19 protein-coding genes are annotated in these 22350 nt (G+C 70.8%); 5 read left to right on the forward strand and 14 right to left on the reverse strand.

Going from position 1 to position 22350, the window contains the following annotated elements; all coding sequences use genetic code 11:
• The first annotated feature begins 59 nt into the window (after nt 1-59).
• From ACFC09_RS18720 to ACFC09_RS18740, 5 genes are all read left to right on the forward strand, one after another.
• Nucleotides 60-1037, forward strand: a complete 978-nt coding sequence (locus tag ACFC09_RS18720; RefSeq protein WP_376529362.1) for an AsnC family transcriptional regulator — start codon at nt 60-62, stop codon at nt 1035-1037.
• 188 nt (nt 1038-1225) lie between these two features.
• Nucleotides 1226-1726, forward strand: a complete 501-nt coding sequence (locus tag ACFC09_RS18725) for a MarR family winged helix-turn-helix transcriptional regulator (protein ID WP_376529364.1) — start codon at nt 1226-1228, stop codon at nt 1724-1726.
• A complete protein-coding gene (locus ACFC09_RS18730) occupies nt 1723-3201 on the forward strand; it encodes an MFS transporter (RefSeq protein WP_376529367.1) in 1479 nt (492 codons plus the stop codon). The genes ACFC09_RS18725 and ACFC09_RS18730 overlap by 4 nt, the downstream gene beginning before the upstream one ends.
• A 32-nt stretch (nt 3202-3233) precedes the next feature.
• Complete coding sequence (locus ACFC09_RS18735; protein WP_376529369.1) at nt 3234-3830, forward strand: cysteine hydrolase family protein; 597 nt, start codon at nt 3234-3236, stop codon at nt 3828-3830.
• Nucleotides 3831-4292: 462 nt separating this feature from the next.
• On the forward strand, nt 4293-4730 hold the full coding sequence (locus ACFC09_RS18740; protein WP_376529371.1) for a VOC family protein: 438 nt from the start codon (nt 4293-4295) through the stop codon (nt 4728-4730).
• 65 nt (nt 4731-4795) lie between these two features.
• Here the strand turns inward: ACFC09_RS18740 and ACFC09_RS18745 are convergent, their stop codons facing one another.
• From ACFC09_RS18745 to ACFC09_RS18810, 14 genes are all read right to left on the reverse strand, one after another.
• Nucleotides 4796-4918: a hypothetical protein gene (locus ACFC09_RS18745; RefSeq protein ID WP_376529374.1), complete on the reverse strand. Its 123-nt coding sequence runs from the start codon at nt 4916-4918 to the stop codon at nt 4796-4798.
• Nucleotides 4919-5007: 89 nt separating this feature from the next.
• Nucleotides 5008-6222, reverse strand: a complete 1215-nt coding sequence (locus ACFC09_RS18750; RefSeq protein ID WP_376529377.1) for an FAD-dependent monooxygenase — start codon at nt 6220-6222, stop codon at nt 5008-5010.
• Complete coding sequence (locus ACFC09_RS18755) at nt 6219-7616, reverse strand: MFS transporter (RefSeq protein ID WP_376529379.1); 1398 nt, start codon at nt 7614-7616, stop codon at nt 6219-6221. Before ACFC09_RS18755 ends, ACFC09_RS18750 begins: the two co-directional genes overlap by 4 nt.
• 61 nt (nt 7617-7677) lie before the next feature.
• Nucleotides 7678-10212 (reverse strand): FtsX-like permease family protein, encoded by a 2535-nt coding sequence (locus ACFC09_RS18760; protein WP_376529381.1) that lies wholly within the window; start codon nt 10210-10212, stop codon nt 7678-7680.
• Nucleotides 10209-11027 (reverse strand): ABC transporter ATP-binding protein, encoded by an 819-nt coding sequence (locus ACFC09_RS18765; protein ID WP_376529383.1) that lies wholly within the window; start codon nt 11025-11027, stop codon nt 10209-10211. The genes ACFC09_RS18760 and ACFC09_RS18765 overlap by 4 nt, the downstream gene beginning before the upstream one ends.
• A gap of 275 nt (nt 11028-11302) precedes the next feature.
• On the reverse strand, nt 11303-11977 hold the full coding sequence (locus ACFC09_RS18770; RefSeq protein WP_376529386.1) for a response regulator: 675 nt from the start codon (nt 11975-11977) through the stop codon (nt 11303-11305).
• The gene (locus tag ACFC09_RS18775) at nt 11974-13191 is read right to left on the reverse strand and encodes a sensor histidine kinase (RefSeq protein WP_376529389.1); all 1218 of its coding nucleotides are present in this window, start codon (nt 13189-13191) and stop codon (nt 11974-11976) included. The genes ACFC09_RS18770 and ACFC09_RS18775 overlap by 4 nt, the downstream gene beginning before the upstream one ends.
• 212 nt (nt 13192-13403) lie before the next feature.
• On the reverse strand, nt 13404-14612 hold the full coding sequence (locus ACFC09_RS18780; RefSeq protein WP_376529585.1) for a PP2C family protein-serine/threonine phosphatase: 1209 nt from the start codon (nt 14610-14612) through the stop codon (nt 13404-13406).
• A gap of 336 nt (nt 14613-14948) precedes the next feature.
• On the reverse strand, nt 14949-17159 hold the full coding sequence (locus ACFC09_RS18785) for a xanthine dehydrogenase family protein molybdopterin-binding subunit (protein WP_376529393.1): 2211 nt from the start codon (nt 17157-17159) through the stop codon (nt 14949-14951).
• A complete protein-coding gene (locus ACFC09_RS18790) occupies nt 17156-18145 on the reverse strand; it encodes an FAD binding domain-containing protein (RefSeq protein ID WP_376529396.1) in 990 nt (329 codons plus the stop codon). The genes ACFC09_RS18785 and ACFC09_RS18790 overlap by 4 nt, the downstream gene beginning before the upstream one ends.
• Entirely contained in the window at nt 18132-18662 is a 531-nt protein-coding gene (locus ACFC09_RS18795) for a (2Fe-2S)-binding protein (protein ID WP_376529398.1), read from the reverse strand. Before ACFC09_RS18795 ends, ACFC09_RS18790 begins: the two co-directional genes overlap by 14 nt.
• A 566-nt stretch (nt 18663-19228) precedes the next feature.
• On the reverse strand, nt 19229-20107 hold the full coding sequence (locus ACFC09_RS18800; RefSeq protein ID WP_376529400.1) for an alpha/beta fold hydrolase: 879 nt from the start codon (nt 20105-20107) through the stop codon (nt 19229-19231).
• A gap of 335 nt (nt 20108-20442) precedes the next feature.
• Nucleotides 20443-21441 carry a MerR family transcriptional regulator gene (locus ACFC09_RS18805; protein WP_376529403.1) on the reverse strand — a complete coding sequence of 333 codons (999 nt, stop codon included), beginning with the start codon at nt 21439-21441 and terminating at the stop codon, nt 20443-20445.
• On the reverse strand, nt 21428-22117 hold the full coding sequence (locus tag ACFC09_RS18810) for a HEAT repeat domain-containing protein (RefSeq protein ID WP_376529406.1): 690 nt from the start codon (nt 22115-22117) through the stop codon (nt 21428-21430). The genes ACFC09_RS18805 and ACFC09_RS18810 overlap by 14 nt, the downstream gene beginning before the upstream one ends.
• Between the last annotated feature and the right edge of the window lie 233 nt (nt 22118-22350).

Raw genomic sequence — 22350 nt, forward strand, 5'->3', positions numbered from 1 at the left:
AAGATCTGAGCGAGATATGACCAGCCGAATCGAGGAACAAAGACATACGATCTTGAATTGTGGAGAAAGTACGCCACCAGTTGAATGAACCGGACGGCCGGATCGCCGCCGCGATGCTGGCCGCTCCGCGCGCCTCCTGGCGCACGGTCGGCCGTGCCCTGGGCCTCTCGGAGCGCACCGTCGTACGCCGTGCGGCACCCCTGTTCGGCGACGGCACGCTGCGCGCCACGGCCGTACGCAACCCCGTGCACTTCCCCGAGTCGATTCCGCTGGCCCTGCGCATCCGATGCCGGCCCAACCGGATCAGCGCCATTGCCGCCACCCTCGCCCGCCGTCCCGACACCATCTGGGTCGACGTCCTGGGCGGCGGCGACGAGATCTGCACCGTCCTGCACCTGGACGGACCGGACGCCCGGAACAACCTGCTGCTGCGCGACCTGCCCGCCACCCCCGCGGTCCAGTCCTGGACCTCGCACGTTCTGCTACGGGTCTTTCCGGCCGCCTTCGACTGGAGCGGCGGCCTGCTGACGGAGACCGAACTGACCAGCCTGCGGCCGGACATGCCCGAACCACTCACCCGCCCTGCCCTCCAGCCCGTCGACCACCGGCTGATCACCGCGCTGATCGAGGACGGGCGAGCCTCCTACACCGACCTCGCGCGCCGCGCCGACACCACCGCCCTCACCGCCCGCCGACGTCTGGAGACACTCGTCGGCGGGCAGGTGCTCAGACTCGCGACCGAAGTCGATCTCGCCCGGCTCGGTGTGCGTGCCGAGGCACTCCTGTGGCTCACCGTCGCACCCGGTGGACTGGAGGAGACCGGACGACAGCTCAGCCGCCACCCGCAGGTCCGCTTCACCACGGCGACCACCGGCCCCGCCAACCTCCTCGTGGCCGTCGCGGCTGTCGACCTCGACGCGCTCTACCACTTCCTGAGCGTCACCATCGGCGGCCTCGAACACATCACCACGCTTGAGGTCACTCCCATCCTGTCCGGGGTGAAGAGGACGGGCCTGGTCCGCCCTGGCAGCCTCTGAGCCGATCCCAGGTTCGGGTTGGGTAGGGCCTCACGCCCGTTCAGCTGTGGACACCGGACAAGGACGATCCCCAGGCGGGGGCGGCTTCGGGCAGTGGATGACCGTCGTCGCGGCGCACGCCGGGCCGGGCCTCCGGTTACTTCACAAGCAACTTTGACAAGTTACTTGTGGAGTTTTATCGTTGAATCATGAACGCAGACCGCACTCCGCAGTCCTCCGCTGCGGCGGCGCAGCGCCTCAATGACGCGATCAAACGCCTCCGCGCCCGCCTGCGCGCGGAATCGGGGCAACACGCGATAGGCATGACGACCACGCAGCTCTCCGTCCTGGCGACCGTGGTACGGGAAGGACCCGTCACCGCAGCCCGGCTCGCCGTACTGGAGCACGTCAGCGCTCAGTCCATCGCGCAGAGCCTCGCGGTGCTCAAGGCCGCCGGGCTCGTGAGCGGCGAGCCCGACCCCGCGGACGGCCGTAAGAAACTGATGAGCCCCAATCCGTCCGCGACCGATCTGGTCGACAAGCTGCTCGCGGGCCGTGCCGAGTTCCTGACGCGGGCCGTCGACCGGCTCGTCGCCCCCGACGAACGCGAGGACCTGGACAAGGCCATCGAACTGCTGGAACGCCTGGCCTCGGCCGACCTGGACCGGGAACCCACCGAGGACGGCGGCGGGAGCGGCGGCGCCCGATGAGTACGGCCCCCGCACGGGCCGACCCCGCGACCCGCGATCCGCGCCGCAAGCCGTTCGCCTGGCCGTTCACCACACCGCTGTACGTGGGCTCGGCCCTCAACCCGATCAACAGCTCCATCGTCGCGACCGCCATGGTCCCCATCGCCGCCGACCTGAACGTCCCGATCGGCAGCACCGCCGTACTGGTCTCCTCGCTGTACCTGGCCAGCGCGGTCGCGCAACCCACCGCGGGCAAACTGGCGGAGGCGCTCGGTCCGCGACGGATCTTCCTGTCCGGCATCGTCCTCGTCCTGCTCGGCGGCGCCATCGGCGGCTTCGGCCAGAACCTCGCGATGCTGACTGTCGCCCGCGTACTGATCGGCATCGGCACCTCGGCGGCGTTCCCGTGCGCCATGGTCATGATCCGGCGCCGCGCCGAGGACGCCGCTATGGATGCCCCGCCGGGCGGGGTTCTCGGCGGCCTCGCCATCGCGGGCATGGCCACCGCCGCCGTCGGCCCGCCGATCGGCGGGCTGCTCGTGGGCGCCGCAGGATGGCGCTCGGCCTTCCTCGTCAATCTCCCGGTCACCGCGGTGGCCCTCGTGATGGCCTTGCGCCGGCTCCCCAAGGATCCGCCGCTCGACCGGGCCGACCGCCGCTTGCGCACCGTCGCCGACCGGATCGACCTCCTCGGCATCCTCGGCTTCGCCATCTCCATGACCGCGCTTGTCGTCTTCCTGATGGGCCTGCCCCACCCCGCGTGGATCGCGTTCGCGGTCTTCGTCGTGGCCGCCGCGCCGACCGTCCGGTGGGAGCTGCGCAGGAGTGCGCCCTTCTTCGACTTCCGCGGTCTTGCCGCCAACGGCGCCCTCGCCCGCACCTACCTCCGGCAGGCCCTCACCCTCCTCGGCGTCTACTCCGTGATGTACGGCATGACGCAGTGGACGGAGGCCGCGCACGGCTTCTCCGAAGTGCAGGCGGGCCTCCTGCTACTGCCGATGGGCGCCGTCTCCGCGCTCCTGTCGCACCCGCTGGCCCGCCGCAATCTGGTGCGCGGGCCGCTGCTCGCCGCCGCCCTGAGCATGCTGGTGGGCTCAGCAGGGATCATGCTGCTCACCTCGACCGGCCCGGCGATCATGATCGTCCTGGTCTCCCTGGTCTTCGGCGTCACCTCAGCCGCGACCACGGTCGGCAACCAGACCGCCCTCTATCTCGCGGCGCCGCCCGACCAGATCGGCACCGCCTCCGGTCTGTTCCGGACCTTCGGCCACCTCGGCACCATCACCTCGTCCGTCATCGGCGGCATCGTCTTCCGCGACGGCGCGAGCGACCAGGGGCTGCACTCCCTCGGCCTCGTCCTGGTCCTGGCAGGCACGGCCGTGCTCCTGCTGACCGCCCTCGACCGCCGGCTGATGGGCCGGCAGAAGCACGGTGCGACGGACGACGTTCCGGACCACCCCGACACCCCGACCGACACCCCGACCGACATCGCCTGACCGGCGATGACGCCACACAAGGAGAACCACGCATGACCACCCCCGCCCTCCCCGAGTTCGCCCCCCGGCGTACCGCGCTGCTGGCGATGGACTTCCAGAACGGGATCACCGCGAGCATCCCGGAGGCCGACGCGCTCATCGGGCGCGTCGCCGGCGCGATCGCCGACGTCCGTGCCGCGGGCGGCACCATCGGTTACGTCCGCGTCGCCTTCACCGAAGACGATTGGGCGTCCGTGCCCGCCACCAACAAGACCTTCAACGGTGTCGCCGCGGCAAAGATGCTGCACCACGAGGACGCCATGACTCGGATCGACGACCGGATCGCCCCGGCCGACGGCGACATCGTCGTCCGTAAGATCCGCTTCGGTGCCGGCTCGACCACCGACCTCCACGAGCAGCTGCGCGACCGGGGGATCGACACCCTGATCCTCTCCGGCATCAGCACCAGCGGCGTCGTCCTGTCCACCCTCATCGACGCCGCCGACCGCGACTACCGCGTCTTCGTCCTGACCGACGGCATCGCCGACACCGACCCCGAGGTCCACCGCGTCCTGGTCGACAAGGTGTTCCCGTCGCGAGCCCACCTCATCGACACCACACAACTCGCCGAGCTGCTCAAGGCGGCCTGAGCCCGCTCCACCGCCGGCCCCGGCCCCGGTCCCTCGTGGTCGCGGCCACCGTGGGCCGAGCCCCCTCTCCCGGCGCTCGGCCCACGAACGGTCACAGCCCATCCCGCATGCTCACCGGCTTCTGTCAACGGCGCCCGGACGCGGGGCTGATACCGCGTACCTGCGTGGTCACGGGCCACACCGGAATCCGGGCCGACCATCTGCGGCTCGATCCACAGGGGCAGGGGGCGGGAGTGCCGTCGCCGTCCCCGGTGGCCTCAAGGACCGGTCCGTCATCGACGCGGCGGTAGCTGCTGGTGAGGGCCGGATCTACGGTGTGGCGAACCTCGCCGGGATCTCCGACGGCTGACGGAAGCCCCGGGCCGTCCACGATCCCGGCGAGGTCCTCCTGGACGTCGCTCCGGTGCGCGGTTGCGTCCTTGCCGGAAACACCCGATCGGCCCGCTCGGTAGCATGCGACGCATGGCCATCAGACTTGAGAACGTCGGCATCGCCGTTCGCGACCTCGAAGCAACGATCTCCTTTTTCACGGACCTCGGCCTCACGGTCGTCGGTCGTGACACGGTCAGTGGTGAGTGGACCGACACCGCCGTCGGCCTTGACGGCAATCACGCCCACATCGCGATGCTTCAGACGCCGGACGGCCACGGTCGCCTTGAGCTGTTCGAGTACATCCACCCCGAGGCGATCGAGTCGGAGCCGACTCGGCCCAACGAGATCGGCATGCATCGCGTCGCCTTCTCAGTCGACGACATCGACAAAGCCCTTGAGACAGCCGCAAAGCACGGATGCCGTCCGCTTCGGGGTGTGGCGACCTATGAGGACATCTACAAGCTCACGTACCTCCGCGGCCCCAGCGGCATCCTTGTGATGCTCGCCGAGGAGCTGAAGAAGAACTGACGGCTGATCGGGTCAACCAGCCCCGCGCTTGCACAAGGCGGTCGCACGGACTCCGGCCGCGGCACTCACGACTTCGTGTCCCCGCTCGCCGAGCGCAGTGCGGCCAAGCCCCGTGCCCAGACCTGCCGTTCGCTGTCGATCAGGTTGAAGGACGCCCGGTCCGCCACCATCGCCGGAACCCTCGGCACCCCCCGTCGGTCGGCTCCTCCACGGATTCGGGCTCGATCGTCCTCTCACTCACGCGGCGTCTCTCCTTGACCGGCAGATCCGCCGTTGATCAGACCCTCCGGGGCGGCAGGGTGAGGGCCGAGTGGGCCGGCCGGCCCTTCCCGGAGGGAACGGCGGAGAGCTTGCGCAGCCTGTTGTTGCGTTCTTCCAGGGCCTGTGGAGTGGTCGGGAAGAGTGTGGCACCGCCCTTGGCGACGAGGTTCTGGTTCACGGTCACGAACTCACGTGTGTCCTGTTCGTAAGCGGCGAAGCCCGCGGTGTGGTCCCGGTCGGCCAGGGAAGCGGCGAGCATGTAGGCGCCGACCAGCGCGAGGCTGGTGCCCTGCCCGGTGAGGAACGACGGCGCCCACGCGGCATCGCCCACCAGGGCGACCCTGCCGCTGGACCAGCGGGGAACCCGGATCTGGCTCACCGCGTCGAAGAACAGGTCTTCCGCGTCGCGCAGGGCGGCCAGCATGCCCGGGACCTCCCATCCCGCGCCGGCGAACGCCGCGGCGACCAGGTCCCGTTGGGTTTCCGGGTCCAGGAACGCGCCGAACGGCGGTTCCCGCTGGGCGAAGTTCAAGAACGCGTGGACCTCGTCGTTGTCCCCCGCCGCGTAGAGTGCCGCGGCCCTGCCCGGACTGTTCCACATCACCGTCTCGCGGGAGAGCCCGAAGGTGTTGCGCATGGTGAACACCGCGAAGCAGTAGCCGAGGTAGTGGTGGAACTGCTCCTCGGGACCGAACAGCATCTCCCGGGTGGACGAGTGCAGACCGTCCGCGGCGAACACCAAGTCGAACGTGCGGCTGCCGCCCCGGCGGAAGGTGACATCGACCCCGGGGCCGAACTGGTCCAGGGTGTCGACGGAATCGTTGAACACGAACTCCACATCGTCACGGACTGCGGTGTACAGCGCGTCGGACAGATCCCCGCGCCGCACCTCCAGGTCCCGTCCCGCGACACCGCCGGTGACATGGTGCGGGTGGAGGGAGGTCACCTCACTGCCGTCCGCGTCCAGAAAGGTCAGCCGGCGCAGGTCGACGTGCGCCTCCCGCAGCCGTGGCAGGATCCCCATCCTGCTCACGACCTCCAGTGCGGTGCCGCGTACGTCGATGGGATAGCCGCCACCACGCGGCGCGGGCGCCTTCTCCACCACCGTGACCGCGTACCCGTAGCGGTTCAGCCAGAACGCCAGGGCGGGACCCGCAATGCCGGCCCCCGAGATCAGGACCCTGCCCTTCGGGTCGGTACGGACGCCTCTCGGTTGATCGGTGCGGGTCATTCCTTGACTCCTTCGTTCATGGTGCGCGTGACCAGCAGGGCCAGCGCCGTGACGGCGCCGGCTATGACGAAGCCGGTGACGTAGGCCGATTCGGCCGCGGTCTCCGACCCAGGAGGGGTTGCGGCGCTGAGCAGCGCACCGCCGAACTGTCCGCCGACGGCGTAGCCGAGTACGCGGCTCACCAGGATCAGGCTGGTGGCGATGCCGGTGTCGTCCGGGTCGACGGCGGTGGCGGTGCTGGTCATCATCGCCGTGACGCACAGGCCGTTGGCCAGCGCGATCAGCGCCTTGGCGACGACGAGGTGCCAGACCTCGGTGTGCACGGCCGCCAGGGCGACCAGGGAGACGGCCATCATGACGACGCCGGCATCGACCACGGCACGCGAGCCGAAACGCCGGTCTGCGATCCCGCCGAGCGGCCCGGCCAGCGATGCGGCGATGGCTCCGGGCAGCAGGAAGAAGCCGATGTCGGTGGCGCCGGCCCCGAATCCGTACCCGTCACCGCGCTCGTCGAACAGCTGTGGCACGAGGAAGACCGCCGTGGAGGTGCCGAGGGAGACCACGAACGTCAGCACGCACGCTTTCCATATCGCGGGCCGGGCCAGCATGCGCAGGTCGATCATCGGCACGGCTGCCCGCCGTTCGGCGGCCACCCATCCGGTGACGAAGGCGGCCAGAACCACGACCAGGGCGCCGAGCACGAGTGGCTGCGAGCCGAGGTCGGGCGCCAGCGCGAGGACGAGCATGAGCGTGATCAGCGTCCCGCTCAGGAGCAGCAGGCCGCGCCAGTCGATCCCGGCGTCGTCCGACCGGCCGGGCGGATCGGACGGCATCGCCCTGTGCACCAGCAGGGTGGCACCGATGACCGCGATCGTCGGCAGCGCGAACATCCAGTGCCGGGAGAGTGTTTCCGCCACCGGCCCGGCCGACAGCGTGCCGGCCATCCCGCCTGCGACGAAGAGTCCGCTGACCACGCCGATGGCCACTTTCGACTCGCCCGCGGTGAGGCGTTTGCGTACCACGATGAACGACAGGGGCAGTGCGCCCACCATCGCCCCTTGCAGTACCTGGCCGAGCAGCAGCACGGGCAGGTTCGGCGCCAGGGCGGACACCAGGCCGCCCACCGAGACCACCGCCATCAGCCGGATGAGGACCCGCTTCCCGCCGTAGCGGTCGCCGAACTTGCCTGCCAGCGGTGTGACCAGCGCCCCGGCGATCAGGAGCACGATGCTCAGCAGCGCCCCTCCGGCCGGACTCATGTCCAGTTCGCGTTGCAGAAGCGGGAGCGTGGGTGTCACCACCGACTCCAGGGCACCGGTGGACAGTGCCAGGAGCCCGAGGGCCCCGACAGCGGCCTTCCCGATGCGGACCGGGGGAGCCAGGGCTGCCGTCATGAACGTCCTACCTTTCAAGTGCCGGCGAGTAAAGGGGTGAGCCGCGGGTGCGGCGCTCGTGCTAAGACCGGCGGCGCAGTGCCGCTCGCGCGGGCAGCGTGACCGCGAGCAGCGCCAGGCCGCCGCAGGTGGCCACGAAGGAGCCGTAGACCAGCGGGGGTACGTACGGCCCCTCGCCGGTCGTGCCGCGCATCATCGGGATCAGCGTGGCCGCGGCGATCGCGGAGCCGAGGACCACGCCCACCGTGGAGACCAGTACGGCCTCCCAGCGGAGCATCGTCAGCACCTGACGCCGGGTGGAACCGACCAGACGCAGCGTGTTCAGCTCGCGGCGGCGGCCGAGGACCGTCATGACCAGGGTGTTGACGGCGGCGATGGCGGCGAAGCCACCGAGGACCGCGGCCATGGTGTTGTTGGTCCAGGCGCCCAGCTTCGCGTCGAGGTTCTGCTCGGTGGCGTAGCCGGAGGCGTCGGTGACCTCGCCGAGGGCGGTGAGTGACTTCCGCATGCCGCCCCGTACCAGCAGTGTGCTGTCGAAGCCCGAAGTGACGTGCCCGGCCAGGGACGCCCGGTCCATGGTCACCGTGGCCAGGCCGAGGCCGCGGCCGTAGACGGCGACGATCTCGGGGTCGGCCTCGGTGCCGTCGGGGAGGTAGAGCGGGAGCCGGTCGCCGACGCCGGCGTCCGCCGCGTCCGCGAGGGTCCTGTCGATGGCGATCCGGCCCTCGCCGAGCCCGCGGAGGCTGCCTTCGCGTACGTCCAGGTCCTGCACCTCGGCGAGTTCGGCGCCGGAACCGGTGACACCCTGGGTCACCGCGCCCGTCAGCGACCTGAATTCGCCGGAGCCGACCGGCACCAGCACCTGTGTGGTCAGCAGGCCCACGGCCGCTTCGACCCCCGACGCGCGAGCGGCCCGCGAGACCGCGTCCACCGGGAGCCCGGCCGGATCCGTGACCACGTGGTCCGCGGTGACGCCCGCGCGCAGTTGCCTGTCGGCGGCGCGCGTCTCGCTGGTGTGCATGAACACGAGGGTCGAGGCGAAGGCCATGGCGAGGACGATCGGGGTGATCGCGGAGGCCAGGCGGCGGGCGTTGGCACGGGAGTTGGCGGCCGCGAGCCGGGCGGCCGGGCCCGCGCCGCGCAGGGGGAGGCCGAACAGGGCCGCGCACAGCCGCGCCACCAGCGGGCCGAGCAGGGCGACGGCGAACATGAAGAGCAGGACGACACCGAGGGCGGCGCCGGCCGCGTCATCCCCTGTGGAGCCGGCGGAGAGGCCGGTGAGGAACCCGCCGCCGACGAGGGCGGCGACGCCCAGCACGGTACGGACCAGGCCGGGTCGAAGCCGCTCCACCGACGCCTCGGCAAGCGCCTGTCCCGGCTTGATCCTGGCGGGCCGGCGCCCAGCCACCCAGCCGGCGGCGAGCGCGGTGAGCAGACCCGTGCCGACGGCAGCGAGGAGAGGGAACCCGGAGACGCACAGGTCCACGGCGTGCGGGACGGCACCGCGGTCCCGTAGTTGCCCGAACCACCAGTGTGCGAGCCCGATGCCGGGCAGGCAGCCGATGATCCCGGCGAGCGGCGCGACGAGCAGGGCTTCGGACGCGACCGCGCGGCGGATCTGCCGCGGGGTGGCGCCGATGGCGCGCAGCAAGGCGAATTCACGGGAGCGCTGGGCCACGGACAGGGCCACGGTGCCGGCCGCGGTGAGGATCGCGACGATGGTGGCGATGCCGCCGAAGGAGCCGCCGATCCCGAAGAGCGTCTCCTTGGCGTGGCCGAGGCCCGGGTCCTCGATGGCGCCGCGGTCGTCGCCGACGTTCACCAAGGCGGTGGAGCCGGCCAGGGCCTTTTCCACGGAGTCGGCGAGGGTGTCGGCGTCGGCGCCGTGCTCCGCCAGCACGGCGATGGCGTCGGCCCTGCCGGGGTGGCCGGCGAGCGTGGGGGCCTGGGTGTCGGCGAACCAGGCCAGGGCGCCGGCATCGCGGGTGGTGTCCCCGGGGCCTGCTTCGGCGATGCCCGAGATGCGGAAGTCCCGCTGCCCGGCGGCGGTCCGCAGCCGGGCGGTGCCGCCGACTGCGGTCTTCGCGGCGCGGGCCGTACCCGCGTCGAGCACTACTTCGCCCTCGCGGGGCGCGGAGCCGGTCGTCAGTGCGGTACCGGTGAAGGTGTGCGAGCCCCAGCCGTGTGCGGTGAGCACACCGCCCTCGACGGGCAGTTCACGTGCGCCGGTGCCTGCCCCTTCGTGCGCCGCGCGCACCGGGAAGGTGAAGTCCGCAACGGCGGTGGCCGCGCCCTGCGCCTCGGCGGCCCTCGCCGCCAGCCCGGTGTCCACCCGCGCCGTGTCCGGCAGCGGGGTCGCCTCCTCCTCGCGGTCCTCGCCGCTTCCGGTGGCCACGCGCACATACTGGTCCGCCGCGACGACGACCGGTGCCATCGCGTACCGCTCGGGCGGCACCGTCGCGCGCAGGCTGGTCTCCAGCAGGATTCCGCAGGCCGAGACGACCAGTGCGGACATCAGCAGCGCGAGGAAGGTCCCCGCGAAGGAAGCGGGCTTGAAACGGACGGCCTCCCGGGCGAGTCCGTTGGGGCGCCTCATGCCGCCGCACCCGCCATCGCGCCCGTACGGGAGGTGAGTACGGCCATCCGTGCCGCAATCTGCTCCGCCGAACCGCGTGCGAGGCGGTCGGCGAGGGCACCGTCGGCGAGGAAGAGCACGCGGTCGGCCCAGGCGGCCGCGACCGGGTCGTGGGTGACCATGACGACGGTGGCGCCGAGGGTGTCCACCGCGGTCCGCAGCAGGCCGAGGACCTCGGCGGCGGTGCCGGTGTCGAGGGCGCCGGTGGGCTCGTCCGCGAAGATCACGTCGGGGGTGGTGACCAGGGCGCGGGCGACGGCCACGCGCTGCTGCTGGCCGCCGGAGAGCTCACCGGGCCGGCGCCGCGCCTTGTCGGAGAGCCCGACCTGCGCGAGCACCGCGGCCGCCCGGTGGCGGTCCTGGCGTTGCCCGGCCAGGCGCACGGGGAGCAGGACGTTCTGCTCGACGGTGAGGGAGGGCAGCAGGTTGAACGCCTGGAAGACGAACCCGAGGCGGCTGCGGCGCAACTCGGTGAGCTCGTTCTCACTCATGCCGGTGATCTCCGTACCACCGAGACGCACGGAACCCTCCGATGGCCGGTCGAGCCCGGCGGCGCACTGCAGGAAGGTGGACTTGCCGGACCCGGACGGGCCCATGACGGCGGTGAACGTGCCGCCGGGGAGGGTGAGGTCGATGCCCGTGAGCGCATGCACGGTACCCGCGCCCCGGCCGTACTGCCGCCGGACACCGCGCAGCTCGACGGCGAGACCGGGCGTGGCGGCCGGGGCCTCCGGCCGGTCGTCCGCCTTCTGTCGTTTGCCGCTGCGTAGCCTCATGTTCCGCCCTTTCGCGTTTCTCTCGTTCCGACGGAACGGAGCGTGCGGGGGCGGCTGCGCGCCGGACGTCATACCCGGGAGCCAAACCGGAGGTGATACTCCGGTAGGGGGTGGAGGAGACAGGGCCCTTCCCGCTCGGCCGGGTGGAAGAACCCGGGGAAGGACGGGCTGGTCCGCCGTCTGCGCGGCGTCGGGGGAGCCCGCCCCGTGCCGGAGTCCAGGGCGCAGCCCCTGCCATGGGACGACTGCTTCGCCGCGTGGGCGGTCAGGGGCCCCTACTCACCCGGTGTGACCAGCTCCGACTCGTACGCGAAGACCACCGCCTGGGCGCGGTCGCGCAGGTCGAGCTTGGTCAGGACGCGGCTCACGTGCGTCTTCACCGTCTGCTCGGCCAGCACCAGGGTCTGGGCGATCTCCGTGTTGGACCGGCCGCGGGCCACCAGGGTGAGAACCTCGGTCTCGCGTTCCGTCAGGGCCTTGAGACGCAGCGTCGGCTTGCTCCGGGCGGTGGGCCGTTGCCGGGCGAAGTCCGCGATCAGACGGCGTGTCACGGAGGGGGCGAGCAGCGCGTCGCCCGAGGCCACGACGCGTACCCCCGCGATGAGGTCGGCCGGCGGCGCGTCCTTCAGCAGGAAGCCGCTCGCGCCCGCCCGCAGCGCCTCGTAGACGTAGTCATCGACGTCGAACGTGGTGAGCATCAGGACGCGCGGCCGGTGCGTCACACCCGCCGGCGGCGTCAGGAGGCGTCGCGCGGCCTCCAGGCCGTCCATCTCGGGCATCCGCACGTCCATCAGCACGACGTCGGGGTGGGTGCGTCGGCTCAGCTCGACGCCCTGCGCACCGTCGGGGGCCTCGCCCACCACGTCGATGTCGCTCTGGGCGGCCAGCAGCGCGGCGAAGCCCGCCCGCACCATGGCCTGGTCGTCGACGATGATGACGCGCGTCGTCACGTGAAGTCCTCTCCGGTCAGGGGAAGTCGGGCGGCGACCCGGAAGCCGCCGTCCGGCAGCGGTCCCACGTCGATGGTGCCACCGACGAGCCGTACCCGTTCACGCATGCCGACGAGGCCGTGCCCGGTGCCGCCCACCTCAAGCGGCCCCGCGGGCGGCTCCGGCGGCGGGTCGTTGACGACCAGGACGGTGAGTCGCTCTCCGTCCCGCGAAACCGACACGTGTGTCGGGGCACCCGGCGCGTGCCGCACGACGTTCGCGAGGGCTTCCTGGACGATCCGGTACGCCGAGAGACCCACCGCCTCGGGAACCTCGGCGTCGCAGCGGGTGAACTCGACCGGCATGCCCGCTCTCACCGTCGCTTCCACCAGCTGTCCGATCTGTGTCAGGCCCGGCTGGGGTGCGAGCTCGCCGCGCGTCTCCTCGCTCCTCAGCACGCCGAGGAGCCTTCGCATCTCGCCGAGGGACTCCCGGGCGGTCGCCGCGATGGACGTGAGCTCCTCCTGCACGTTCGGCGGGACCTCGTCGAGGCGGTAGGCCGCGGTGTCCGCCTGCACCGTGATGACGGACATGTGGTGTGCCACCACGTCGTGCAACTCGCGTGCGATACGGGCACGTTCCTCCAGCAGCGTCCGCCGGTCGCGCTCGGCCTCGCTGATCGTCTCCTGCTCGACCAGCCTGCGCTGTGCCTCGGACCGCTCACGGAGCGCACCGGCAAGCAGGAGTGCGACGCCACTGAGAATGGTGAGCAGCATGCCGTTGCTGCTCGAACCGGCGGGCACGGCGAACTCCAGGCCGACGTTCGCGCCCGCCGTCGCCAGCCATACCAGCAGCAGCGTCCGGCGCCGCTCGCGCAGGCCCAGGGCGAGGCAGAGACCGACGTACCCGACGATCTCCATGGGCGGGAACGGCCACAGGAGCCGCCCCTCGAAGTCGACGGTGAGCAGGGCGAGCGCCCCGGACACGTCCGCGGCGAAGATCACGTACCAGGCCGGCAGCGGGCGTACGACGGCGAGCAGCAGCGGCGCCGCCTGCGCAACCGCCAGCGCGCTCGCGATGCCGCCGTGCAGGCCGTAGTCGGCGGTGAGGACCTGGACCGTGGTGGGCAGCAGAGCGACGCACAGCACGAACGCCACACCCCACGGCAGCAGCCGCACCCACCGTCGCGAGGCCCCCGCGAACAACGCGGGCGGACGTTCCTTCACCGAGGTCATGGGCGGCACCTTCTGATGTGCTACAAGACGGCGTCAGGAGACGCGTGGTCATGAGGCGGACTGGACGCAACCGTAGTCACCGGTTGCGTCGGCGGCCAAAAAAATCGGACCGGATCCTTTGGCGGTGGTGCGGTGGTGCGGTGGTGCGGTGATGTCGGTGTGTGGCTCGGGCGAAGACGGCGTACGGGCGGCGAGGTTCGGCGCAAAGCCTGTCACCAGTGCTGCGGGCGCCATTCGAAGAGCAGGATGGTCGCGTCGTCCCGCAGTTGGCTGCGTTCGTGGTCGAGGATGGCGTGGATGAGCAGCCGCAGCACCTCGGCCGGGCGCTGGCCGGCGGCAGAGGAGCTGATGATGAAGTCGGTGAACCGGGCGAGGCCGAACTCCGCGCCGTCCACATCGCGGGCCTCCACGACTCCGTCGGTGTAGAGCAGCACGCAGTCGCCCGGTTCCAGTGTCGTCTCGTGGACCTGGCGGGTTGTCGGGGCGAGTTGTCCGGCCAGGCCGATCGGTGGCTGCGGGGGGCTGTCCAGTGCCCCGTCGAGCACCCGCTCGGCACGAATCAGCAGCGGCGGCGGGTGACCGCAGTTGACCCAGCGCAGCACACCGGTCCGCGCGTCGAACCGGCACAGCACGCCAGTGCAGAACTGGTCGGGAAGCCACCGGGCGAGCGCCTGGTCGACGGAGCCGACGACGTCGGCCAGGTCGCCACCGCAGCGGCGGGCGTTCCGTGCCGCCGCCATGGCGACCGACGCGGTCAGGCCGGAGGTCAGATCGTGCCCCATGGAGTCGAGGATCAGGGTGTGCAGCACGTCCTTGACCACCGAGTGGTCGAAGGCGTCACCGGCGACTTCGTACGCCGGTTCCAGAACCGCGGTCGAGACGCACCTGCTGCTGCCGATGGTGCGGGGTGGCAGGAAGGCCCGCAGCATCTCGGTGGGCAACCGCATGGTCGCGGTGCGGGTGCGGGCGACCAGCCAGTCGCTGTAGGCGCGCTTGGAGGTGAGCAGCATGGCGAACAGATGGGCCAGCATCCGGCTGCGGCGCAGTCGTACCCCGTCGAGCGCGGCGGTCCGCACCGCCAGCACGCCCAGCCGCTCCGCGCCGTCGACCAGGGGCATCCATATGATCACGCCGTCGTCGGCGTCGGCCAGCCGCGGGGAGACGGTGCGGTACGCCCAGCTGGCCAACGAGTCGCCGACCGGCAGCGACTCCAGGGTCTCGTCGAGCGGGACGAGCAGCCGTTGTTGCAGGTCGATGAGGTAGATCAGCGCGGTGTCGAAGCCGAGGGCCGAGGCGCACCGGTTCGCCAGGGCAGGCAGTTCCACGGGCAGGGCCGTCTGCGCCTCGATGATCAGTTCTTCCAGCCGGTTCTCATCGACGGCGGTGTCGGTACCGGCGGACGTGTGCGATGGGTCCGACACGGGGATCACCCCTTCCGGTCCCAGTCTCGCACCGATCCCGGCCTCTCGACGCCCGGGGCGCAGACCGCTTCGCCGAGTTCTCGCCGAGTTCTCGCCGAGTTCGAGTCCGCGCAGGCCGGCGGTGACGACGTCCTCCGGGGACAAGCGGGGCACGACGCTCATGTCGAGGCCCTGGCGCGTGTGGAATTCGGTGGCGACGACGCCGGGGCACAGCACCTGGAGCTGGACACCGCTGTCCTCCAGCTCGGCGCTGAGGGTCTGGGACATGGCGACGAGCTGGGCCAGGGAGCCGGCGCAGACGGCGCGGCGGGGCATTCGGTGCTTGACGAGCCGAAGTCAGAGAAGCAGGGCGTCCAGGGTGATCGGCAGCTCGCGGACACGCTTTCCGGTGGCATGGTGGACGGCGTTGGCGATCGCGGGTGCGATGCCCACCAGGCCGACCTCGCCGACGCCTTTGGTACCGGTGGGAGTGCCGCGATCGGGCTCGCCGACGAAGACCACGTCAAGCTCGGGAATGTCGGCGTTGACCGCGACGAGGTAGTCGGCGAACGTGCCGTTGGAGATGCGACCGGTGCGCGGGTCGGTGACGGTGTCCTCGTAAAGAGCCAGGCCGATGCCACCGACCGTGCCACCGATGATCTGGCTTCGGGCCGTCTTCGCATTGAGGATGCGGCCACCGTCGATCACGGAGACCACCCGTACGACCCGGATCAGGCCGAGATCCGCGTCGACCCGGATCTCCACGAACTTGGCGCCGTACGCGCCGGCAAGGGACATGCCCAGCTCGGTGGGGACCGGCGGGGTACTGTTCCCGTTGGCCGACAGTTCGGACAGTCCGTGCCGGGCGAGGATGTCGACGTACGGCTCCCCGCGATCCGGACGGCCCGCGAGGTGGATCCTTCCCTCCGCGCACTCCACATCGTCGGGGGACGCCCCCCGCAGCGGTGAGTCGGCGTCGCTGCGGGCGAACTCCACGAATGAGCGCACCAGCCGTCGGCAGGCGTCGTGCACCGCGTTGCCCAGGGCGCCGGTCAGGCCGGAGCCGCCTGCCATCGTCGAGTTGGGCATGTCGGAGTCGCCCAGGTCGAAGCGGACCTGGTCCAGAGGCAGGCCCAGTTCTTCGGCGGCCAGTTGGGCCATCACGGTGTACGTACCGGTGCCGATGTCCGTGGCTGCACTGCGCACCAGCGCGCTGCCGTCGCCGTTGACGGTGGCCTGCGCTGCACAGGGAAGCGCGAAATACGGGAAGAGCGCGCTCGCCATGCCGTAGCCGATGAGCCAGTTGCCGTCGCGCATGGAGCGCGGCTCAGGATTCCGATCCCACCAGCCGAAACGCCGTGCGCCGACGTCGTAGCACTCCAGGAGGGCTTTGCTGGACCAGGGCAGACCGTTGCGCGGGTCGACGCTGGTGTGATTGCGGAGCCGCAGCTCCAGGGGGTCCAAGCCCAGGGTGTAGGACAGCTCGTCGAGGGCCGACTCCAGCGCGAAGTTGCCCTGCGCCTCGGCCGGGGCGCGCATCGATGTCGGGACGGCGATGTTGATCCGCGCCTGTCGATCCCGGGTGATCGCGTTCGGGCACCGGTAGGCGAAGGAGGTGGCCGCGGTGAAGGGCTCGTAGTCGTTGTCCTCCATGCTCAGGGAGGACAGGCTGCGGTGGTCGAGAGCGACCAGTTCGCCGTCACGCGCCGCACCGATGCTGAGCCACTGCACCCCGCTGGGGCGGTGCCCGACAGAGGTGAACATCTGAGGCCGGGTCAGGACCAGTTTGACCGGGCGGTTGAGCACCCGGGCGGCCACAGAGGTGAGGATCACGTGCGGCCAGACGCGCAGACCGGCGCCGAAGCCCCCGCCGACATAGGGCACCAAGACCCGCACCGAGCTCTCCGGGATGCCGAAGACCATGGCGAGGGTGGTGCGCACCATCGACGGCCACTGGCTGGTGTCGTGGACGGTGAGCGTGTCGCCCTCCCAGACGGCCAGCGTGGCGAACAGCCCGAGCGGGTTGTTGGTGTTGTCCGCCGTCGTGTAGACGGCCCGGAAGGTCACCGCGGCCGTCTCCAACGCGGCGGTGGTGTCGCCCCTCGCGGTGTCCATCTGCCACGGGTCGACGAGTTGTTCGGCCCGCGGGTCCTGGAGGTCCAGCAGCGGCTCCGTGACTTCGTAGTCGGCCCGCACCAGGCGCGCCGCGGCGGTCGCCTGCTCCGGGGTCTCGGCCACCACGAAGGCGATGTGCTGACCGTGGTGGAGGATCCGGTCGTTCCGCAGCGGCGCTGGAGGCGATTCCCCGAGGACCGTTGTGGGACCCGCCCCGACCTTCGGGGTGTTTTCATGGGTGAGGACGAGGAGCACACCGGGGGAGCCCTCGGCCGCCTCGGTGTGCATGCGGACGATCCGGCCCGCGGCGACGGTGCTCTGTACCACGGCACCGTAGGCTTGACCGGGGACACTGAAGTCCATCGGGTACGGCGCGGTGCCGGTCACTTTGCGCGGGCCGTCGACCCGGCTGATGCCCGCGCCGACCAGCGGCCTGTACTCGACGGTGCTCATGTGGTCACTCCTGACACTGTCTGGAGTTCGCGCACCAGGGTGCGGCGGGCGAGCGGGACCTTGAACTCCGTGCCCGGGACGGTCCAGGCGTCGCGCATCGCCGCGTCGGCCGCGTCCTGGAACGTGGCCGGGCCGGCCGGCGCGCCGGTCAGCACGTGCTCGGCCTCGTAGGCCCGCCAAGGCTTCGACCCCACCCCGCCCAGCCCGACCCGGGCCTGACGGATCGTGCCGTCGTCCACGACGAGCAGCACCGCGGCCGAGGTCAGGGCGAACTCGTACGACGTCCGGTCGCGAACCTTGAGGTAGCCCGACCGGGCGGCGGACGGCGGCAGCGGGATCTCGACCTCGGTGATCAGCTCGGCGTGCTCCAGGACGTTCTCGCGCTCCGGGCTCTGGTCGGCCGCAAGGTAGAACTCTGTCAGCGGCACGGTGCGACGCACCGACGCACCCATGATGTGCACGACCGCGTCGAGTGCCACCAGTGCGACGGCGAGGTCGGAGGCGTGCAGCGCGACGCACCGCTCGCTCACCCCGAGCACGGCGTGCATACGGGCCACGCCCTGCACCGCGGCGCAGCCCGAGCCCGGCGCGCGTTTGTTGCACTCGACGACCGTGGGGTCGCGGAAGTATCGGCAGCGTGTGCGTTGGAGCAGGTTGCCCCCGATGGTGGCCATGTTCCGCAGCTGCACCGACGCGCCCAGCAGCAGGGCCTCGCGCACCATGGGCAACCGCTCGGCAACCGTGGGATCGGCAGCCAGCTCCTCCATGGTGGCGAGCGCCCCGACGTGCAGGGACTCACCGCGGCGCTCGATTCCGTGCAGCGGGAGCCTGGTGATGTCGATCAGCCGCGCCGGCTCCAGCACGCCGTCCTTCATCAGGTCGAGCTGGGTCGTGCCGCCCGCCAGGCAGGACGCCGCCGGATCGTCCGCCAGCAGTCGCACTGCCTCCTGGGTGTCGTTGGCCCGCACGTAGTCAAAGGTGCGCATCGTGACCTCTCCCGGACGCCGCCTCGCGAATGGCGGCAACGATGTTGGGATAGGCACCGCAGCGGCACAAGTTGCCGCTCATGAACTCCCGGATCTCTTCGTCGGAGCCGGCTCGGCCCTCAGCCATCAGCGCCACCGCCGACATGATCTGTCCGGGCGTGCAGAAGCCGCACTGGAAACCGTCGTGCTCCATGAACGCCCGCTGCACCGGATGCGGCCCGTCGGTGCCCGAGACGCCCTCGATCGTGGTGATCGCCCGATCCTCGGCCTGGGCCGCCAGGGTCAGGCAGGAGAGCACTCTCCTGCCGTCCAGATGCACCGTGCACGCACCGCAGGCGCCCTGGTCGCAGCCCTTTTTCGTACCCACGAGACCCAGCCGGTCACGGAGGGCGTCCAGCAGGGTGACCCGGGTGTCCAGGCGCAGGGTGTACGACCGGCCGTTCACCGTGAGTGTCACGACCCGCTCTGAGATCGCAGGCCGCTCGCTCACGTCCTGCCGACTCGCCCCGTCCGTCATCCGTCCTCCTTGCGAGGGGTCACGAACGGCTCCAGCCCACACGCGGACTCGCTGAGCCGATTCACTGGACAACACTTCATGTCATGCTATGCGCCGAATGGGGGATTCTGCACGCGGTCCGATCCCGAGGATTCCCGGGCGGCGGCCGCGACTCCAGCTCCGGTTCGTCCGACGTGCCGCCCAGGCGGAGTTGGCCGGGGATGCCCTCCAACTCCTGCCCGTCATGGTCACGTGCACCCTGGCCGGAGCACATGGTCAGCCGAAGGTCGCACCCATGTCCGAGGAATCCCCAGGTGAGCGAACTGCTGGCGAGGCCGGCAGCCACCGGACAACGGGTGCAGGACCGGTCATCGACGGCCTGTCCTCACGTGCGCACGCGTACGCGCCGCAGTTCGCTGACCTGTCGGAAAAGAAGACATGGCGCATCGACCGCGCCGGCGACTGCGGCAGGTCAGCGTCGTGCCGATGTCCTTCACCGATCAGATCGGTCGCGTCGTGTTCATCGCGGAGCCGCGCGGCATCCGGCGCGGACCAGTACGGGTATGCCTGTGATGTGCTGAAGGGTGTCAGGCATGAGGTGTGCCTTCCGCCGGGAGGAGGAAGTCCAGGACCGGCTGGGCCTGATGCTTGAGCAGATGGCCCGCCTCCGGGATGAAAGCGACCGAGACCCGGGGTGCGACCTGCTGGAGACGACGATGGGTGTCGTGGGAGTCAATGAGTCTGTCGCGGCCACCAACGGTGACTTGCACCGGCATGTCCAGAGCCGCCAGATCGCTGTCCGTGAAGACGGGCAGCTTCTCCCTTCGCGGCCGGAAGTACTTGTGGATGAGCATCACGTACTCCCCGAAGGTGCGCTCCTGGACAGTGCCCTCAGCCTGGGGCGAGATGGGGCCCAGGGCCAGATCCATCATCGTGCGCCTTCCCCGGTCCCCGAACGGCAGCAGGAACAGCGAGGCGACCAGCACTCCCATTTTCTGGCGGCCGATTCCGCTGGGGCAGCGGAGCGCCAGCCTGTCCACCCGCTTCGGGCGGCGGATTGCGTAGTCGAGGGCCAGCCATCCACCGAACGAGGTCCCAATGAACGCGGCGCTCTCGACATGTAGCGCGTCCAGCACGTCATCCAGCCACAGCGCGTATGCGCCGGAGTTCAGCGCGGGCCGCGACGGAGCACTCAAGCCGGGCTCGCCGATCACGTCGATGGCGTAGACGCGGAAGTGCCGGGCCCACAAAGCCACGTCGTCGGCCCACATCGCCGCATTCGCCCCGGAGCCGTGCAGGAGGACGAGGGGCGCCCCGTGGTTGGGTCCGCTGGCCACGACGAAGGTCTCCCCCTGGCGGGTGGACAGGTGCAGCCGCTCGGCGGGCACGGGCCACCGCTCCAGGAAAGCGGTGTACTGCCGCGCAAGGAGGCGAGCACCCTCGTCAGAGGCGTAGATGCTGTTCATTCCGGTTCCTCAGTCAGGGTGTCGATGGCTTTCAGCAGGTCTGCAAGTATCGGGGTGTTGTCTGCGTCAGGACTTCAGGCAGGTCCGGTCGCCCTTGCTCCGTCAGTCGCCCACCAGGGCCGACAGGTCCTTGGGGCAGGTGTGTGCTCCGAGTGCGGAAGTATGTGCGGCTGGGGTGGACGGACCGATTCAGGTGTCTTCGCCGAGACCGGCCGGAGCGGGGCGCTGTGGCGTGGGCGACGGTCCTTGGCCTTTGTCCCTCTTCGGCGGACGGCGACAGGTCTGGGTCCCGTCCGCCCTGCTGGCCGTGGGGCATCCGGGGGGAGAGAGATCCGTCACCGTGCGTCGCGGAGCTGAAGAAGGTATGCGGCGGTCAGCGCAACAGCGCGGTCCTTGTCATGCGACAGCCCCGCGAGGGCACGTGTCGCCGTCGTCCCCGGAATGTCCGCCAGCGCTTGGGTCAGCCGCCCGCGTGCAGGTGCCTTGGTGGTGGTGTCGGCGAGGCGGTCGACGAGCCCGGTCGCGATCCGTTCCGCTGTCGCGGCGTCGCTCGCCAGCACGCTCAGTGCATCGGCCGCATCGGTGTCGTTCCTTCCCTCCACGATCATGTCGACGAGGGCCGGGGCCGCTTCGGCCACTCCGCGTGTACCGAGCGCCAGAGCCGCGTACCCGCGGACCACGCCGTCGGGGTTCGCAAGGGCATCCCGCAGCGGTGCGGTGGCTTCATCACCGGGCATCTCGACGAGGGCCTGAACGGCACGTTCCCGCACCGCGGCCACCGGTGAGCTGAGGCCCTCCGCCAGCGGCGCCAGGGCGCCGCCCCCCAATCGCGCCAGCGCCCATCGCAGGGCCCCGGCGACATTCGGCTCCGTCTCGCTGAGCGCCGCCTCGACCAGGGCCTCCACCGGCACCTCGTCGCCCGAGGAGAGGACCGCGCGCTGGCGCGCGTCGGCGCTCTTCGACCCCAGTGCTTGCAGGAGCGCAACGACCCGGAGCACGTCCTTCCAGCCGGTCGGATCCGCGGCATGGATCCGGCGGAGCTGCGTGAGCAGCTCGGTCTCGGCCGCGATGCGGTCGCGTGTCTGGCGGATGAGGTCGCCGACGAGCGCCGAGGGCGCGAAACCGGGGTCGTCGAGCGCGCGCCCGATCTCCCGCAGTGACAGGCCCAGCGACCGCAGGCTCTCGATGTGGAAGATCCGCCGGATGTCCTCGCCGGAGTACTCCCGATAGCCGGATCCCGTACGGCCCGAAGGCCGCACCAGGCCGAGCGATTCGTAATGCCGGAGCATGCGGGCACTGACCCCGGACCGTCTTGCCACCTCACCGATCAGCACAGTTCTCATCGTCCGTCTCGGGGACCCCGGCGAGGGCCACGACGCGCTTGGCTTCCTTGATCGCCAACTCGAATCCGGTGTCCGGGTCGCGCAGCAGCCGTTGTGTGGCGAGCGCGTGCGCACGCACACGCGGGTCATCAGCCGTCGTCGCGGCGTGCAGGGCCGGCGCAATCACTTCGCCCAGCGCGACCAGCGCCTGGCTGAGACTCAGCTGTGTCTCCTGCTCACCGCGCCCGAGCTGCGTCGCGAGCATCGTGGCCAGAGCGGACCCCTCGCCTTCCGGTACGAGCGTGACCGCGGCCCGCCAGGCGCTCCGCGCCACCTCGTCGTCTGCGTCGGACAGCAGCGCCCGTGTGATCGCCGGCCACGCCCGCCGGTCTCCGATCTTGGAGAGCGTGTGCAGTGCCTGGCTGCGTGCCTGCGCACGCTCCGAACGGACTTCGCGGAGCAGTTCGGGGAGTGTCAGGGACACCGGATGGCGGGTGAGCGCCCAGGTCAGCATGTCGCGGACGAAGAACTCGGGCTCGATCGCGCATCGCTCGATGAGCTTGTCGACGAAGCACGGGTCAGGCGCCGTACCGATCGCCAGAGCAGCCCGAAGTCGCGCGGACGAACGGCTGTCCTCCAGTCCCTGGAGCGCTCGTGTCGCATCCGTGTCCTGTCTCGTCATGGTCATCGGGACCACCTCCTTGGGAAGCAGTGAAGACCTTGTCACCGTGTCAAGGTCAAGAGGGTCGGCTGCCCGGTCACGAGTCACTGCGAGGGTGCCCCGGGTGTGTCCCAGCAGGTCCGGCTCCAGGTGCTCGATGATCGCTGCGCGGGCGCAGCGGAGCGGCCGCACCCCGGAAGGCGGTGGCCGCGAGATGGACGTGACGCGGCGCCTGCCGCTTCGGCCGAGGTGCCCTGTCC

Source organism: Streptomyces sp. NPDC056161, from assembly GCF_042268025.1.
Classification (GTDB): domain Bacteria; phylum Actinomycetota; class Actinomycetes; order Streptomycetales; family Streptomycetaceae; genus Streptomyces.

Bases quoted from the DNA above. Each gene is read 5' to 3' on its own strand.
- ACFC09_RS18725 (WP_376529364.1), top strand. From the start codon at position 1,226: ATGAACGCAGACCGCACTCCGCAGTCCTCCGCTGCGGCGGCGCAGCGC.
- ACFC09_RS18730 (WP_376529367.1), top strand. From the start codon at position 1,723: ATGAGTACGGCCCCCGCACGGGCCGACCCCGCGACCCGCGATCCGCGC.
- ACFC09_RS18735 (WP_376529369.1), top strand. From the start codon at position 3,234: ATGACCACCCCCGCCCTCCCCGAGTTCGCCCCCCGGCGTACCGCGCTG.
- ACFC09_RS18740 (WP_376529371.1), top strand. From the start codon at position 4,293: ATGGCCATCAGACTTGAGAACGTCGGCATCGCCGTTCGCGACCTCGAA.
- ACFC09_RS18750 (WP_376529377.1), bottom strand. From the start codon at position 6,222: ATGACCCGCACCGATCAACCGAGAGGCGTCCGTACCGACCCGAAGGGC.
- ACFC09_RS18755 (WP_376529379.1), bottom strand. From the start codon at position 7,616: ATGACGGCAGCCCTGGCTCCCCCGGTCCGCATCGGGAAGGCCGCTGTC.
- ACFC09_RS18760 (WP_376529381.1), bottom strand. From the start codon at position 10,212: ATGAGGCGCCCCAACGGACTCGCCCGGGAGGCCGTCCGTTTCAAGCCC.
- ACFC09_RS18765 (WP_376529383.1), bottom strand. From the start codon at position 11,027: ATGAGGCTACGCAGCGGCAAACGACAGAAGGCGGACGACCGGCCGGAG.
- ACFC09_RS18775 (WP_376529389.1), bottom strand. From the start codon at position 13,191: ATGACCTCGGTGAAGGAACGTCCGCCCGCGTTGTTCGCGGGGGCCTCG.
- ACFC09_RS18785 (WP_376529393.1), bottom strand. From the start codon at position 17,159: ATGAGCACCGTCGAGTACAGGCCGCTGGTCGGCGCGGGCATCAGCCGG.
- ACFC09_RS18790 (WP_376529396.1), bottom strand. From the start codon at position 18,145: ATGCGCACCTTTGACTACGTGCGGGCCAACGACACCCAGGAGGCAGTG.
- ACFC09_RS18795 (WP_376529398.1), bottom strand. From the start codon at position 18,662: ATGACGGACGGGGCGAGTCGGCAGGACGTGAGCGAGCGGCCTGCGATC.
- ACFC09_RS18800 (WP_376529400.1), bottom strand. From the start codon at position 20,107: ATGAACAGCATCTACGCCTCTGACGAGGGTGCTCGCCTCCTTGCGCGG.
- ACFC09_RS18810 (WP_376529406.1), bottom strand. From the start codon at position 22,117: ATGACCATGACGAGACAGGACACGGATGCGACACGAGCGCTCCAGGGA.